This window comes from Streptomyces sp. NPDC001339 (assembly GCF_042895955.1).
In the GTDB taxonomy this organism is placed as follows: domain Bacteria; phylum Actinomycetota; class Actinomycetes; order Streptomycetales; family Streptomycetaceae; genus Streptomyces.
In genome coordinates this window covers 1-15,010 of sequence record NZ_JBIAWT010000008.1, presented here as the reverse complement: position 1 = coordinate 15,010, position 15,010 = coordinate 1, and the positions used below count along the sequence as shown (strand labels likewise).

The window sequence follows — 15,010 nt, the reverse complement described above, 5'->3', positions numbered from 1 at the left end:
GAGCAGCCCGTGCACCTCCTCTTCCTCAACGGCCCCGTGCAAAACGGCCCCTTCACATTCCATACCAAGCCGGGTAAGGCCGTCGGCATCCGCTTGGCCGCAGCCCTCAACGCCATCCTCGGCTCGCCGCCGGCACCCCATCTGTGGAACACGGTCACGCTCGACGGGGACTTACGCCACCGCTCAACAGAAGGCACGACCGTCCCCCGCCCCGCCTTCGAAGCGCTCCTGATAGCCGACAAGTACGCTCCGGAGCCCACGCCACCCGCAGGGACCATGACCGACGCCGACCCTGCCGTTGCCTCCCTTGCCCTGGAGATGATCGAGGACAATCTCCGTGCGGGCACCGTGCTGGTCAGCCGCGAGACCGTCCCCACCTGCCGTGCGTGCGACCACATGACCGGCCGAGGCACCCCTGCCTGCGCCGCATGCGGCAGCACCGACATCCAGGAGCGCACCGCACGGCACCTCGTCGCCAAACTCGCGGAGGACCGCCCGGTCCTCGACCGCACCGACATCCACTCCAGCCACCGCGCCCAGCCCAAGCACCTACGGAACACGGCGGCCAACACCCCCAGCCGGCTGATCATCTCCCGTACGCGCGATCACGGCATCGACCTGGCTCCCCTGAGCCTGCCCGGCTTGGTCCTGGACCCGCGGGTCGGCGTCCACACCACCGTCCTCGCCGCTGCCCGCCGGCACCAGGTAGACACGGCCGTCATGACCATCACCGAGAACGCCGCCAACCACATCGCGGCGCACGGCCAGCACTTCCGCGAGCACCAAGGCACCCGCCTGAAGTACGCCCTGCACGGCCACCTCCCGTACGGCCACACGGCCGATCTCCAGGCGGTCTACCGCGCCTACCGGGCCGCCAGCATCACCCAGCAGACCTTCGAGACGTGGTTCCTCCCGCTCTTCTCCCTCAAGGAGAAGAGCGGGACCCGCCCCGAGCAGCTGCCCCAGCTCTTCAAGCACTTCATGCGGGCCTGTCTGTCCAGCCCTTCCACCCCCGATCCATCCGAGGTCACCGCCATACGGGAGGCGGTTGCCGAAGGCCGCACCGACTGGCTCACCAGCAGGCGCCTGCTGGGCACGGTGCTCGCCATCCCTGGCTGGCACGGACCGACCGAGGCAGGCGAGCCCGACACAATAAGAAGTGCTGCCCTGTAGCAGCCGCCTGCACCGCGTCATCGGTACACGGCGGAGATCACCCGTTGTCCGCTCGACCGAAGGTTCCAAATGACGCAGAGCACAGCCTCCCGAGTCGGACGTTTCCGCCAAGGCCGGATGTCCGGCACGCGACCTGAGTCCTTGGCTACATGGCGTGTGACCACAGACGACGCCCACGTGGCTGACCGCGTCGCACGCCTTCTGGGAGGCCAGCCCCAACCGAACGAAAGCGGCGGAAACCATTCCGACGAGGTACTCACGGAACGAGAGTCCGTGCGCATCCTCATGGAAGGGCCCGACGCGGTGACGGCTCGCATGCTCCTCCATGACGGCAGAGGAGTCGTCCACGAGTGCGACGGCTCGCAGTTCCTTGCGCCGCCGCAGGTGAAAGGGCAGCCTTGCGGCTGCCCTCCCCTGCTGCAGGACCGCAAGGCGGTGGCGAGGAGCGGGCGCGGGCCGATGCCTTCCATCGACCTCGTGTTCCGCATTGCAGCAGACCCTTCGCTCGGCGAATTTCACTTCCAGACAAGTTCCTGGAACGCGGCAGAGCAGATCCCCCACCTGCTGGAAGAGCTCGAACGAGTAGAGGGTCCGGCAGTTTGTGACCTCACCCTCGAACTCGTCATCTTCACGACAAAAACCGGCACCTCGGTCTGCTACCGCAAACCCGTGGTCACCGTGCTCGGCGGCCCCGGCACCGTCCCCTCGGAGGCTCCACGACCCACGGCCTCCATGCCTGCTCCCGCGGTGCCTTCGGTTCCGCGCACTCCGGCCCGGCGCCCCGACCCGTCGCCCCCACCAGCCCCTGAGCCGCCCCACCCATTCGACCTGGACCCCAGGCTGGTCAACCGTGCCGCCCAAGCACTCGGCACCAGCGGCCACCGGGAAACCATCATCGCCGCACTCTCCCAGGCGGCGGAGACCCGGCAGCTGACCGCAGAGCTCGACCGGCTGCGCGACCATGTCAAACGCATCGCCGCCATCACGGGCCAAGCCCTCCAGGCCGGAGGCTCCTCGTCCTGACCTGCTCCATCCGGCTCACGAACAGCTCCGGCAACCTAAATACACTCTGGTCTCAGTGTCCGGGGTCGTCCGGGAACGACGCAGCAGCCGTCATGCGGCCGGAGTTGGGCAACGCCAACGACGAGCACCTTTCGAGCGGGGACCTGCCCGTCCGGTCGTGGAGACGCTCGGGCAGCAGAATGCGGGAACATCACCATTCTGGTTGTAGGCGCTCGGCGGGACCGGTACGACGGTCACCATGTACCGATGGTCGCCGCTCAACGATCGACAGCTGGCCTTGCTCACCCGCATCGGAGAGGGAACGGATCCTGTTACCTCTGAGAGCCCGGAACTCGCCGTCACCGCCCGTGCCCTCAAGAGCCGTGGCCTCATCACCATGCCCAAGCATGGTGGGAAGTGGCAGGCGGAGATCACCGATGACGGTCGCTTCTACCTGGAACACGGCCACCACCCGGACCGGCCCGAGCCAGCCCCGCGCAAGCAACGACCGGTAGCCGCCGAGCCGAAGTCGAAGGTTGCGGCACCTGCCCGCCGGCGGGCGGCGCCCCCACCTGAGCCGAAGCCGGCACCAACGCGTACCGCGAAGCCGCCACGGCAGTCGCCAGCGGAGGTCGGAGCGGCCTTAATCGCGGAGGTGCACAAGGCCGGTCGGTTCCTTCGGATCCCGGACCCGAGCGCCGAGGAGCGGGCTCGCTATCGCCGGGCGTTCGACGCAGCGCGGCAGTGTGCGCCGGAGGGCTACCACCTGAAGTACAGCGGGCGGGCGAAGGGAGACTTCTTCCTCGGCCTTCTCCGGGTGACGGGCGAGGACGACACCGAATGGAACCGGATCCGCCTGGCGCGCAGCCGAGTGATCACCGACGTCGAGGACGTGATCGCGGCAGTTACCGCGGACCATAGCGCCTTCGAGATCTCGGACGAGGTACTCCCGCGGGTGATCTCCCTTCTTCGGCTCCTCGCCGAGCAGGCCCTCGCACGGTATGGCGAGATCGCGGTGTCGAAGAAGCGCAGGCAACCGAGGCCGCTGCTCACAGTCCATGGCAGAACGTACGAGATCAGTTTCAGTGAGCGGCAGAAGCAGGTCCGGTACGTGCCCAAGCAACCGGGAAAACGAACGTACGACTGGCAGCGGGTCACCCCAGCGCACCGGTTCGAACCGTCCGGCGAACTGGAACTGCTCGTGAGCCAGGGCTCGGGCTACAGCAGCAGCTACCGCTACGGCTGGAAGAAGGAGTGGGTCGACACAGCCAAGAAACCGTTGGAGGACCAGATCGGCTCGATCTTCCGGGCGCTGAAGGCCCGCGCGGAGGAAGAGGAGCAGGCTCGGCTGGCGCGGGAGTCGGAACAGCAGCGTCTGCACGAGGAGCGGGAGCGGCAGGAGGAAGAGCGCCGCCTGCGAGAGGCCAAGGAAAAAGAAGAGCGCCGTCGGCGGGAGGCTGAGGCGGAGGAGCGTACACGGCAGGAGTGGGAAGCGGCGGTCAGCGTCGCGACGATCAAGGCAGTGGACGCCGTACGGGTCGACCGATTCGGCACCGCCCTGGCGCAGTGGCGGGCCGCCGGGGAGATGCGGGCCTTCTGCGCCGCGCTCGATGAGGCCGCCTCCGTCTCGGACGACGCCCACGAAGCCGGGCGGCTACGCGAGTGGTCGGCGTGGGGGAACGCGGAGGCCGACCGGCTCGACCCGACCGTGGCCGGCAGGGGCCTGACCGCCCACAGCCTCCACGCGGAGCCCACGGGCGACCAACTACGGCCCTTCCTCGATGGATGGCATCCTCAGCGGCCAGAGAAAGAGAAGCCTCCGAAGAAGGAGGAACCCAAGGCGGAAGCCGATCCGCCCAAGCCGGAGCCGGAGCGGTGGCACGGCTTCACCGACGAACGTCTGGGCCAAGGCTGGAGATATGGACCCCGAGGTCGCGCTCAATGGTGGAGGCGATGACACCGTGCCCGCGGTCGCGTAGGGCCTTCACCGACTTCTCCACGAGCTTCCCGAGCCGGACGACCTCGTCGCGCAAAGCGACCAGTTCGTCGTAGCGATCCGCCTTGTCCTGGCCGCACCACTCCCGGACGGTCCGCAGGACGGCCGCTTCCGCGTCCAGCTTGCGGTCGTCCCGGCGGCTGTAGGAGTACCAGGAGGAATGAGTGCGCTCCTGATCGACGGCCTGCTGCCTGCGGTCCACCTCGGGGAGGAGGTCGTCGGCAAGCCGGCCCGCCACGTGACGCGCGATCCGTTCAGTGACCGGCCACCCGGCCAGACACTGCCCCTCGCGATTCTCGTGGACCATCGGATCACCCCGAAGCTCCGCGGGGTCTATCCCGGCAAGCCTGGCGCCTTCGTCGAGGCGGCTCATCTCCAAGATCCCGGCGTCAGCAGCGCCGCGTCGCAGGCGCAGCTTGCTCTTCGGTCGGACGAATCCAAGAATGAACCGCGCCGCCTCGAAGTCGGCGCTGCCTCGGACGCCCCGCGACGCTTCGGCCAGCGCGAGCTCGCGCGCGTCGTCCGCGCGGAACGCCTCGACGTCCTCCCAGCGCGCCACGAGAGAACTCGGGTTGACCCACTCCTGCAGTCCCGCGTCATCACCTTCGAGAAACCGAACGTGGAGCCATCCAGACCTGCCGCTCCCACCCACCCGAACAATCTCAACCCGGCGAACCGCGGCGCCCAGCTCCTTCGGCCTGGCGCAGTAGGCCCAGTGCTCACCAATCTCCATGGGCCTATTCAGCCAGGTCTGTTCCTCCCATCGCCCAGCCATTGCCAAAAGAACAGGAGATGGAGAGCAGCGCCCCTGATGTTCCTCAGTCCAGAGGACCGCCGCCGACTAGCTTCCTAGTCCAAGGGCACCCGGCCAGGGCCGCCTCTCCGTCACAGTTGGCCACACGGTGCTCACGGCAGCAACCGTCCAAGCAGTCCAATGGCCAAGCCAGGATGTTCGCACCGGCCGCAACGTCGTGAGACGTGCATGCCGGGCGTCTCCCCCAGTAGTCAGCCCGTTCACCGAAGGATTCCGCTTTTGATGCCCGCGACACAGAGCTTCCCGATCGGATCGATCGTCCTGTACATGGGAAACCGCGCCAACGTCACCGGCTACACAGCCGACGGCGACGTCGAGATACGTATGCTCAACACGGGAAGCGAGCTCTCCGTCCCTCCAGACAGGCTGTCACCCCTGACGCCCTCTACCCCGCCGCGGCCCTCCCGGACCGGACTGGTCTTCGGCACCGGAGTAGCCGGTGTGTTCGCCCTGGCAATGATCTACGGGCTCTTCGACACCGACACCAGCGAGCCCAAATCGGCAGCCCCGCAGCCGTCGGTGGAAGCGTCCGTTCCCTCTTTGGAGGCAACGCCAACAACGGCGACAGACCCTCGCTCCGGTGACGCCACCCCTTCCGAGGCCCCCAGCTATGGGGCCGGAGTGCCCACGTGGGTCAAGCGCCTCCAGGGTGTGAAGGCGGCGTACATCCAGCCCGGCAACCCCGAAGAAGCGAACCCAGCCGACCGTCGCAACTCGATGCAGATCGAGTTCACCGGCGGCGACGCCGGCCAACACTGCACCGCAGCGAGGGGCCTGGCTGGGGCCCAGTACGGCATCATCGTCACCACCCCCACCGGCGTAGCGGTGGACTCAAACAACTGCCTCAGCGTGAACCTCGATACGCCCTGAGAGCCATGCTCCCGGTCTCAGTTCTGGTCTCATTCGTGTCCGTCCGGCCCCGTTCGAACGGGGCCACCCCCGATGCTCCGCCGCAGGTCAGGACACCCACGACCCCCGCCGGACCCCCGAACGAACATTTGGAAAGCGTGTTGGGGGCAACCCCTCACGAGTTCGAATCTCGTATCCTCCGCACCGCCCATCAGGGCAGACGAAGGTCCCGACCGCTCAGCGGCCGGGACCTTCGCCGTTCCGTGGTTGCAGATTTTGGTTGCAGTACACCGCAGGCGGCCTGGTGTGGACCTCGATGAGTTCCTCGGCAACAGCCTCCGCTCAGCCCGCGACCACAGTTGCGAGCGGCGCCTGCGCGAGAGCGCGGTGCGCCGGCACCAGCGCACCGGGAAGCCGGGCGTCGATCCGGACGAGATACGCAGCGCCGCCGAGGCCGACCTGCGCACCGAGCGCGCACGCGCCCTCGCTTCCGGCACCGGGCGGCTGTCCCGCTACCTGACCAACGGCTGGGACTTCGTCACCAAGGCCGCCGACACCCAGCCGATCTGGGGCACCCGGGAGCAGACCGCCTGGGCCTCCGGCGAGAGCCTGATGATCGTCGGCCCACCCGGGGTCGGCAAGACGACCCTCGCCCACCAGGTCATCCTCGCCCGCATCGGCCTCAAGGACGCCGTCAGCACACCTACTCGCGCCCGTCCTCGGCCACCAGCGAACCCCCGCAGAAAGGGGGTTCACGATCTGGAGGCAGGTTCCGGCTTGCGGCTTCCGCTGCGTCAACTTCTACGGTTCTTTCCGTGGGCCGGAGAGGCCGGCCCGGCGATGGGAGGCGGGGCAATGGCCTGGTCGATCGCGGATGTGGCCCGGATGTCCGGTGTGACGTCCCGGACGCTGCGGCATTACGACGAGATCGGCCTGCTGCCGCCGGCGTGGATCGGGAGCAACGGGCACCGCTACTACGAGGAGGCCAATCTGCTGCGGCTGCAGCAGATCCTGCTGATGCGGGAGCTGGACGTGGGGCTGCGCGAGATCCGGGCGGTCCTGGACAGCCAGGTCGACCAGGTGGCCGTGCTCCGCGCGCACCACCAGCGGCTGCTGGCGGAACGCGACCGGCTCGAGACGCTCGCCCGCACGGTCGGCCGCACCATCGCCGAACTCGAGGAAGGCAAGGACGACAACGACATGGTGAAGATCAACAGACCGGAGAACCTGTTCGAGGGGTTCGAGCCGTCCCGCTCCGAGGTCGAGGCCGAGGTGCGGGAGCGGTGGCCCGAGGCGTGGGAGCAGTCCCGGCAGGTCGTCGAGACGATGACCGCCGAGGACACGGAGCGGTGGCAGCAGGAGGTGACGGCGCAGATGATCCGCATCGCGGAGTTCATGGCGACCGGCACACCGGTTGCCGACCCTGCGGTGCAGACCGAGATGGACACCCACTACCAGGGCGTGTGCCGGTTCTGGACCCCGTGCGCGGCCGCGTACAAGGGACTGGGCCAGACCTATGTCGACGACCCCCAGATGCGGGCGAACTTCGACAAGATCGCCGACGGGCTGGCCGTCTACCAGCGCGATGCCATGGCCGTCTACGCCGACGCCCGACTGAGCTGACCGACGGCCCGGACTGCCAGGGGTTGCGGACCCGGCAGCAAGCGCCTCTCCCCCAAGCTCAAAACACTCGACCCGCCGAACAGGCCCCCTTCACGCTGTGGTTGATCCGGATCGCGTCGGCCCGATGGGCGTGGCCAGGGTGTTCGGCCGCCACGGCTTCCAAGTAGGGCTGATCGCCCGGAGCAAGGACACTCTGGACGTTCTGGTCGGCGAGCCGGCCGAGCTGGGCGTCACGGCTGCGGAGTTTCCAGCGGACATCCGTGACCGTGACGCGCTGGTTTCCGCGATCACCAGAGCCGGTCAGACTCTGGGACCGGTCGATGCCCTGGAGTACAGCCCCAGCCCGACCGGGCCGATCACCGGTGCCGGGGAGACCACGGTCGCGTCTGCCGTCGCGCAGTTCGAGTTGCACGTGCTGGGTGCGGTAACGGCCGTGGGACAGGTGCTGCCGCAGATGCGCGCCCGCGGCGAGGGGGCGCTGCTGCTGACCACCGGTGTGTCCTCCACGATCGCCGCGCCGTTCCTGGCCAACGTGGGTCTGGCGATGGCGAGCTTGCGCAACTGGGAACACGCCCTGCACGCCGAACTGCGCCCCCAGGGGATCCACGCGGCAACGGTGACGATCGCCTCCAGCATCGTTCCCGGCGATGAAGTGACGGACCTTGATGTCGTCGGATCCGGAGCAACTCCCCACCCTGCGCTCGCTCGCAGGCGGGGAGAGGCCCGGCGGGCAGAGGGCGGTGACGAGGCTCGAGTCGCATCCCATTCCGTACAAGGGCAGGAAGAACGACATGGATGACATCCGCGTACGACAGCTGATGGGCCTGTGCGGCATCGCCGCCGGCGTGCTCGCCGCAGTCGGTGTTCCGCTCTACTTTGTGTACTCCGGTGCACCACCGGCCTCGAACGTACTCACCAGGATCCTGCTGAACATCCTGACCTGTGGCGCGCTGCTGGTCTTCCTGACAGGGCTGCGCCATCTCATACGGAGCGCGGGCGCCGGTTTCGAATGGCTGGCGAGCCTGGTGTTCGGCTCCGGACTGGCCTACGTCACCGTCACCCTGGTCGCCACGTCGATCGAGGCGGGGACCGTGCTCGAACATCCCGACGGGACACTCGACCCGACTGTCGACGGCACGCTGGCCCACGCCAACATGCTCCTCCACGGGTCGATCGCCAGACTCCTGACCGCGATCATGCTGACGGCCGCCGGATACGCGATCCTGCGCAGCGGAGTGCTGCCACGCTGGACCGGACGCCTCGCCTATGCCGTCGCGATGGCCAACCTCGCGTTCGTGCCGTCCCTGTTCTTCGGGACGGACGCGGCCGACTTCTACAGCGCCGTCGGCTGGGGCAACACCGCCATGACCGCGGCACTGGTCGTCTACTGGGCCCTGGCCGTCGGCATCACAGTCATGACACGCTCATCCCGGCAACGCACCTGACTCGCCTCACGGCAGGAGGACGAGCTTCCTTCGTCGTCATTCCCAGTCATTCCCATCGCGCGACACCACCGCCATCTCGCCGCCGAGAGGGGACGGGCCCTTCCGCGGCCCGGCCCCTCGGCCGAGCATCGTCGCCACCGCTGCCGGAGATCCGCCATGCATGGGGCGGCTGGGCCTGTCCATGATCGGCGACGACGAGCACACCATGGCCATCACCAGACCCGTCTTCGACGGCCTCTACGAGTACTTCCAGCGCGCCACCCACTACTTCCAGCGCGCCACCCACGGCACTCAGTTCTTCACCGACGCGCCCGTGGCGGTGTTCCCCATCAGCTGGCAAGACACCGGCTCCGGCGTCTTCGCCGTGGATGGTCAGCTCGCCCTGACCGACCCCCGCCCTCACGGGAGTCGGGAGTACAGTGACGGGCCTCGCACGGGGCGTACGGCAGCGAGGGGGCACGTATGGCAGACGGCGAACCGCGCCGGTCCGGGAGCCCGCCGCCTCACAGCGTGCCGCGCGCGAGCGTGCAGAACGTCTTCCATGGCCGCGCCCGCCATGTCGTCCAGGTCGGCAGCGTGACCGAAAACATCGTCCTCACGGCAGGGCACACCCCACCCTGGCGCGCCGTCAGATGGCTGGCGGTCGCCGTGCTGCTCTCCGTTGCGGCCGGACTGCTCGGCTGGGCCGTGATGGACAACGCCCTGCCAAAGGCCCGGACGGGGCTGTCTGTCGGCGCCATGTGCTGCATGGCCGGGGTCGTGGCGGCGGCCCGTAACGGCGCTCGGGCGTGGCGCAGATACCGGCTGCACGACCGCGAGCTGCGGCTGTCCGCCGCGGCCGATGCACTGGCCGACGCCACCCGCCTCGCATGGGCGGCCGAGGAGGGCCGACGGAGCCTCTCCGACCCCCGTCCGCTGCCCGTGCGCTGGCGGCGCGCCGACCCTGCGCTGCACGACCCCTGGCCGCTCATCCGGGGCGATGACTGCACCCAACCCATCGCTCTGGACGGCGAGTTCGCGCAGATCGAGGAGATCTTCCGACGGGTTCCGTCCGGGCGGCTGGTGGTGCTCGGCGGCGCCGGTGCCGGAAAGACGGTGCTCGCCCTGCGTTTTCTGCTCGATCACCTCGACGGCCGCCGCCGGCACAACCCGGACGCCCCGGTTGCCGTGCTGCTCTCCCTCTCTTCCTGGGACCCGGGCCGGGACACCTTCGTCGCATGGGCAGCGGACCGCCTCGCCGCGGACCATCCGCACCTGGCGGAACCCGGCGCGGACGGCATCGGCGCCGCCACCGAGCTCCTCCGCAGCGGACGGCTGTTGCTCGTACTGGACGGCTTCGACGAACTTCCCGCTGCCACCCGGCCGATGGCCCTAACCGCCCTCAGCGAGATGCCCGGCCGGGTCACCGGCGGCCTCCTCCTCACCAGCCGCCGGGAGGAGTACGAGGCCGCCGTCGAGGAGGCCGGACCGCTCGCGGCGGCCGCCGCCGTAGAACTCCAGCCGCTCGACATCGAAGACTTGGCACGCTACCCCGCTGATGACAGCCCTGGCCCGCACGGCCTATAGCAAAGCCGATTCCGACCCCGGCGAACTCTTGGACCACGGGCACTTCCCCACCCGCGAGGCCCTTGAGGACCACCTCCTCGACCAGTTCCTTCCCGCCGTCTACGGCCGGTCCACCGCTACCCACGACGCCCCGCGGCAACGCTGGACCACCGAACAGGCCCGCACCTGGCTGTCCCGGCTTGCCACCCGGCTCACCCGGCAGGGCGTGCACGAGATCGCCTGGTGGCGGCTGGGCTGCCGCGCGCCGACAGTGGCCCGGCTGCTGCTGGAGGGGGCGGTGGCCCTCGCGCTGCCCACTGCGCTCGCCGGGTGGCTGGTGTTCGGCCGGCCGTCCCAAGGCGGAACTGCCGCCGCCTCTCGTCGGCCTGGCCGTCGTGGGCGTCGCGACGCTCTTCATGGCAGGAGTGAGCTTCACCGCGCCCGGCGCGCCGGGCCCGTACACGCGGGCGCTGACGCGGTGCCCGGCGCTCAGGGAGGGGGAATACAGGAGCAAGGAGCGCCTCACCGGCCTGAAGAGCGAATGCAAGAGGCTCACCGAGCGTCGGCGGATCACCGGGGACATCGGGCGCATCGGGGGCCTCGGGAGCGAGCCGGAGCAGCTCCCTTCCCCCGATCTGCCCTGCGAGCTGAAGGTGGAGGTGGACGTCGAGGTCAAGCGTCCGACGGATTCGCGGAGCGCGGTCGAGGCGGCCGCGGAGGACTTCAGCTTGTACCACTCCCTCGGGTACCGCCGTCTTCGCGGGATCGGGCAGGAAGCCTTCACGGGCGGGGACGACGCCTGGTCGCTCGTGATCGTCCGCGACGAGAATGTGCTGATCACCGTGAACTACGGGACCACCAATCTGAATTACTGCCCCGTCAGCGAGGACGACGCCCTCACCGAAGCGCGCTCCGCCCTGGAATCGGTAGCGGAGGTCAACCACCTTTCGCCCTCCGCTGGTTAGTGCTCCAGCACCAGTGCGCCAGGCGGGCTGGGCGCGGTGTACTTCCCGCTCACCGCCCCGGCAGCTGCTGTACCGATGGCTCCACGGCTGCCCCGCGCTGCTGTCCGACCAGGTCCGCGAAGGCGCGGGCGAGTGGAGTGAGCGCATCCCACCGGCGGACTGCCCAGCCGACCGGCAGGGGTGGCAGGTCGGGCAGGGGCAGGAACCTCAGCGGGGCGCCGGGCGCACCGGTGGAGTGCTGTCCGGGGAGGGCGGGGACGACCGCGTGGCCGACGCCGAGTTCGGCCAGCAGGATGGCGGTGTCCCAGTCGGCGACGCCGGTGTCCGAGATGAGGTCGATGCCCAGGCGGGCGAAGGCCGTATCCAGGTGGGTCCGGGAGGAGGAGTTCTCCGGAAGCCGTATGTGCCGGACGCCAGCGAGGTCGGCCGCCGTGAGCCGGGACCGGTGGGCGAGCGGATCGTCAGCCCGTACCGCCAGTACCCACGGCAGTTCCACGACGGGCCGCTGCTCGATGCCCCGCACCGGTCCGCCGATGGTGACCCAGGCCAGATCGACCGCGCCCTCGGCGAGCGCGTCGAAGCAACTGCGGCTGGAGGTCTCCGTCCGGAACTCCAGCACCGCCCCCGGATGGCGTTCGCGGAACGCCACGACGGCCTCGGACATGAAGTGGCGCACCGACGTGGCGCCCGTCGTCACCCGTACCGTTCCGGCTTCACCACGGGCGAGTTCGCCGAGCCGGCGCAGGGCCAGGTCCAGGCCCGCGATCCCTTCCGCGGCCGCCCGCTGAAGCACTCGCCCCTCCGGGGTGGGCACGACTCCGCGCGGCCGGCGTTCCAACAGCCGTACCCCGGTGTCCCGTTCCAGCCGCCTCACATGCTGGCTCACCGCGGACTGGGTGCAGGACAGGTCCCGGGCGACGGCGCTCAGGCTTCCCGCCTGGCAGACCGCCACGAAGACGCGCAGGTCATCGAAAGTCATAGGCACGCAGGCCACGGTAGGCCCGGCACCCTCCAAGCATTTCCTTGGGGATAGGTAAGAAACCCCGAGGATTGACTTGACCATTCGAGCTCCCGGAAGATCGTTCCGGGCCCAGGGCGGCAACCCGTCCCGTCCTCCTGCCGTGTCCGGACGGGCTGAGGCAGCGGGACGGGTGCCGACCCACGACCCGAGACGCCGGCTCACGACCCGAGACGCCGGCTCACGAGCTGAGACGTCGGGCCCACGAGTCGAGACGTCAGCCCACGAGCCGAGGTGCCGACCCACGAGCTGAGGCGCCGACCAACAAGCCGAGAGGACCCCTGCCCATGCCCCACACCGCACCGTTCAGCGGCGACTCCGCCCCCGTGCCGGCACGCCCGGCGGTAGCCGTGCTCGGCCCCGGCGGGGTCGGCGGCCTGCTCGCCGCGCTGCTCTCCCGTGCCGGGCACCGCGTGCTCTGCATCGCCGGCGAGGAGACCGTACGCGCCCTGCGTCACGACGGAATCCGCGTGCGCAGCGGGCCGTTCGGCGACTTCACCGCCGCGGTCGAGGCGGACACCGCCCTGCGCGAGCCCGTCGGTCTGTGCCTGGTGACGGTCAAGCACACCGCGCTCGATGCGGCGCTCGACCGCATCGCACCCCAACTCCTCGATGACGCCCTCGTTGTGCCCCTGCTCAACGGCATCGAGCACATGGACGTCCTGCGGGCACGCTACGGAGGGCGGCGAGTGGTGCCGGCCGTGATCCGCGTCGAGGCCGCCCGCACCGCACCAGGCGTCATCGAGCACGGCAGCCCGTTCGTCGAGATCGACCTGGCCGGTCCGCAGGAGCCACTCGCCCCGCTCACCGCGTTGCTCACGGCCGCCGGCGTGGACACCCGGGTACTGCCGGACGAGCACGCCGCCCTCTGGGCCAAGCTGGCCTTCCTGGCACCCTTCGCCCTCCTCACCACCCGCTACCGCCTCCCCATCGGCAGCATCCGGTCCGAGCGCCGCGAGGAACTGACGGCCCTGGTCGAGGAGACCACCGCGGTCAGCCGCGCCTACGGCGGACCGGCGGACGCTGCCCAGGTCATGGCTCGCTATGACGCCTTCCCGCCCGGCAGTAAGTCGTCGATGCAGCGCGACGCGGAGGCGGGCCGCCCGCTGGAACTCGACGCGATCGGCGGAGCTCTGCTCCGTGCGGCAGAACGACAGGGCATCCAGGTGCCGCTCACGACACGGCTGGTGACGGAACTCGCGGCCGGCTGAGCCGTAGGCACCAGTTCCTGTTCCTGTTCTCGTTCCTGTTCTCGTTCCTGTTCTCGTTCCTGTTCTCGTTCCTGTTCTCGTTCCCGTTCTCGTTCCTGGGCGCACTTACCCCTTGCGCCGGTAGCGCGCGCCTGCAATTATTTACTACGCCCGCGAACAGCGGGCGCAACGAAACCGGCCACGCCTGCACTCAGGGCTACGCCCACGCCCACGCCTGAAAGGTCACAACTGCCATGACGTACACGACCGTTCAGGTCCCGATCTCCGGCGGCGACAGCGCCGTCCGCTGTCTGGTCACCGGCTCCGGCCCGGGTCTGGTCCTGGTTCACGGCACCGGCGCCACCCCCGAGGCCAACTGGGGCCCCGTGATCGACGCCCTCAAGAATCGCTACACCCTCGTCGCACCGGCGCTGTCGGGCTCGGGCGAGACCACCGACACCGGTGCCCCGTTGACCGTCGACGATCTGGTCGCCCAGGTTCTGGGTGCCGCCGACGCCGCAGGCCTGGACACCTTCCATCTGGCCGGCCACTCCCTGGGGGCGACGGTCTCGGCCGCCGTCGCCGGGGCCCGGCCCGAGCGAGTGCGCTCCCTCTTCCTGCACGCGGGCTGGGCGGTGACCGACCCGTGGCAGGCATTCCAGTTCGACCTGTGGCAGCGGCTGCTGCATACGGACAAGGACCTGCTCTCCCGCATGCTCCAGCTCACCGCGTTCGGGGCCAACTCCCTGGCCGGGCGCACGAGCGACGACTTCCATCAAGGCGTGGCCGGCTTCAACGAGCTGATAGCGGCGGAGGGTATGGCCCGCCAGGCCGAGCTCAACACGCGGGTGGACATCACCGGTGCGCTGGCGCGGATCACGGCGCCCAGCCTGGTGGTGGCCGGCTCCCAGGATCTGGTCGTGCCGCCGCACCACCAAAAGGAGTTGGTGGCGGCCATCGACTCGGCGGAGTACGTGGAACTGGACGGCGGGCATGCGCTGCCCTTCGAGCAGCCCGAGGTGTTCGTACGGACCCTCGCGGACTTCGTGGACCGGAACGAGGCGGGTGCCAAGGCCCTGGCCGCCGCCTGAGCGTCCGGTGGCAGCGGGCGCGACGGGACCCGGGACGTACTGACGGGGCCTGGGACGTACCGGACGGGCTCGGGACGTACCGGATGGGGCTCGGGACGTACCTGAAAGGACCCGGGACGTACCTGGCGAGGGCTGACCGGACGCCCGCGCCTGCCGTGGTGGGCCGGCGGTCAGAGCGGGAGGACGACCCGCATCACCAGACCACCGCCCTCACGGGGCTCGGCCGCAATCGACCCGTCATGCGCACGCACCACCGAACGCACAATGGACAGCCCCAGACCCACACCCTTGTCACTACC

At 69.5% G+C, this 15,010-nt stretch carries 15 protein-coding genes; 12 read left to right on the top strand and 3 right to left on the bottom strand.

Annotation, left to right across the window (positions count from 1 at the left end; all coding sequences use genetic code 11):
* Window positions 1-9 precede the first annotated feature (9 nt).
* The 3 genes from ACFY12_RS23725 to ACFY12_RS23715 all read left to right on the top strand — a co-directional run bounded on the left by ACFY12_RS23725 (window position 10) and on the right by ACFY12_RS23715 (window position 4,132).
* Window positions 10-1,173 (top strand): hypothetical protein, encoded by a 1,164-nt coding sequence (locus ACFY12_RS23725; protein WP_390717887.1) that lies wholly within the window; start codon window positions 10-12, stop codon window positions 1,171-1,173.
* A gap of 69 nt (window positions 1,174-1,242) precedes the next feature.
* On the top strand, window positions 1,243-2,196 hold the full coding sequence (locus tag ACFY12_RS23720; protein WP_390717886.1) for a hypothetical protein: 954 nt from the start codon (window positions 1,243-1,245) through the stop codon (window positions 2,194-2,196).
* A gap of 238 nt (window positions 2,197-2,434) precedes the next feature.
* On the top strand, window positions 2,435-4,132 hold the full coding sequence (locus ACFY12_RS23715) for a PE-PGRS family protein (protein WP_390717885.1): 1,698 nt from the start codon (window positions 2,435-2,437) through the stop codon (window positions 4,130-4,132).
* Here the strand turns inward: ACFY12_RS23715 and ACFY12_RS23710 are convergent.
* Window positions 4,062-4,904 (bottom strand): PE-PGRS family protein, encoded by an 843-nt coding sequence (locus ACFY12_RS23710; protein WP_390717884.1) that lies wholly within the window; start codon window positions 4,902-4,904, stop codon window positions 4,062-4,064. The two genes, ACFY12_RS23715 and ACFY12_RS23710, sit on opposite strands and share 71 nt — an antisense overlap.
* Before the next feature lie 303 nt (window positions 4,905-5,207).
* On the opposite strand from ACFY12_RS23710, the gene ACFY12_RS23705 reads away from it, so the two are divergent.
* From ACFY12_RS23705 to ACFY12_RS23675, 7 genes are all read left to right on the top strand, one after another.
* Window positions 5,208-5,855 carry a hypothetical protein gene (locus ACFY12_RS23705; RefSeq protein WP_390717883.1) on the top strand — a complete coding sequence of 216 codons (648 nt, stop codon included), beginning with the start codon at window positions 5,208-5,210 and terminating at the stop codon, window positions 5,853-5,855.
* An 834-nt stretch (window positions 5,856-6,689) separates the two neighbouring features.
* Entirely contained in the window at window positions 6,690-7,457 is a 768-nt protein-coding gene (locus ACFY12_RS23700) for a MerR family transcriptional regulator (protein ID WP_390718213.1), read from the top strand.
* A gap of 97 nt (window positions 7,458-7,554) precedes the next feature.
* Entirely contained in the window at window positions 7,555-8,256 is a 702-nt protein-coding gene (locus tag ACFY12_RS23695) for an SDR family NAD(P)-dependent oxidoreductase (protein WP_390717882.1), read from the top strand.
* On the top strand, window positions 8,249-8,902 hold the full coding sequence (locus ACFY12_RS23690; protein WP_390717881.1) for a hypothetical protein: 654 nt from the start codon (window positions 8,249-8,251) through the stop codon (window positions 8,900-8,902). The genes ACFY12_RS23695 and ACFY12_RS23690 overlap by 8 nt, the downstream gene beginning before the upstream one ends.
* Before the next feature lie 160 nt (window positions 8,903-9,062).
* The gene (locus ACFY12_RS23685) at window positions 9,063-9,482 is read left to right on the top strand and encodes a hypothetical protein (RefSeq protein ID WP_390717880.1); all 420 of its coding nucleotides are present in this window, start codon (window positions 9,063-9,065) and stop codon (window positions 9,480-9,482) included.
* Window positions 9,413-10,468: an NACHT domain-containing protein gene (locus ACFY12_RS23680; protein ID WP_390717879.1), complete on the top strand. Its 1,056-nt coding sequence runs from the start codon at window positions 9,413-9,415 to the stop codon at window positions 10,466-10,468. Before ACFY12_RS23685 ends, ACFY12_RS23680 begins: the two co-directional genes overlap by 70 nt.
* 374 nt (window positions 10,469-10,842) lie before the next feature.
* Window positions 10,843-11,412, top strand: coding sequence for a hypothetical protein (locus tag ACFY12_RS23675; RefSeq protein WP_390717878.1), 570 nt, complete (start codon window positions 10,843-10,845; stop codon window positions 11,410-11,412).
* Between the two features lie 49 nt (window positions 11,413-11,461).
* Here ACFY12_RS23675 and ACFY12_RS23670 read toward each other — a convergent pair whose 3' ends face one another.
* Window positions 11,462-12,391, bottom strand: a complete 930-nt coding sequence (locus ACFY12_RS23670) for a LysR family transcriptional regulator (RefSeq protein ID WP_390718212.1) — start codon at window positions 12,389-12,391, stop codon at window positions 11,462-11,464.
* Window positions 12,392-12,717: 326 nt separating this feature from the next.
* Between ACFY12_RS23670 and ACFY12_RS23665 the strand changes: the two genes are divergently transcribed.
* Window positions 12,718-13,641: a ketopantoate reductase family protein gene (locus tag ACFY12_RS23665; protein ID WP_390717877.1), complete on the top strand. Its 924-nt coding sequence runs from the start codon at window positions 12,718-12,720 to the stop codon at window positions 13,639-13,641.
* A 233-nt stretch (window positions 13,642-13,874) separates the two neighbouring features.
* Complete coding sequence (locus tag ACFY12_RS23660; RefSeq protein ID WP_390717876.1) at window positions 13,875-14,711, top strand: alpha/beta fold hydrolase; 837 nt, start codon at window positions 13,875-13,877, stop codon at window positions 14,709-14,711.
* 170 nt (window positions 14,712-14,881) lie between these two features.
* Here ACFY12_RS23660 and ACFY12_RS23655 read toward each other — a convergent pair.
* Window positions 14,882-15,010: ATP-binding protein (locus tag ACFY12_RS23655; RefSeq protein WP_390718211.1), on the bottom strand; the 129-nt coding region annotated here is incomplete at its 5' end.

Bases quoted from the DNA above. Each gene is read 5' to 3' on its own strand.
- ACFY12_RS23715 (WP_390717885.1), top strand. From the start codon at position 2,435: ATGTACCGATGGTCGCCGCTCAACGATCGACAGCTGGCCTTGCTCACC.
- ACFY12_RS23705 (WP_390717883.1), top strand. From the start codon at position 5,208: ATGCCCGCGACACAGAGCTTCCCGATCGGATCGATCGTCCTGTACATG.
- ACFY12_RS23710 (WP_390717884.1), bottom strand. From the start codon at position 4,904: ATGGAGATTGGTGAGCACTGGGCCTACTGCGCCAGGCCGAAGGAGCTG.
- ACFY12_RS23660 (WP_390717876.1), top strand. From the start codon at position 13,875: ATGACGTACACGACCGTTCAGGTCCCGATCTCCGGCGGCGACAGCGCC.
- ACFY12_RS23720 (WP_390717886.1), top strand. From the start codon at position 1,243: ATGACGCAGAGCACAGCCTCCCGAGTCGGACGTTTCCGCCAAGGCCGG.
- ACFY12_RS23685 (WP_390717880.1), top strand. From the start codon at position 9,063: ATGGGGCGGCTGGGCCTGTCCATGATCGGCGACGACGAGCACACCATG.
- ACFY12_RS23700 (WP_390718213.1), top strand. From the start codon at position 6,690: ATGGCCTGGTCGATCGCGGATGTGGCCCGGATGTCCGGTGTGACGTCC.
- ACFY12_RS23670 (WP_390718212.1), bottom strand. From the start codon at position 12,391: ATGACTTTCGATGACCTGCGCGTCTTCGTGGCGGTCTGCCAGGCGGGA.
- ACFY12_RS23665 (WP_390717877.1), top strand. From the start codon at position 12,718: ATGCCCCACACCGCACCGTTCAGCGGCGACTCCGCCCCCGTGCCGGCA.
- ACFY12_RS23690 (WP_390717881.1), top strand. From the start codon at position 8,249: ATGGATGACATCCGCGTACGACAGCTGATGGGCCTGTGCGGCATCGCC.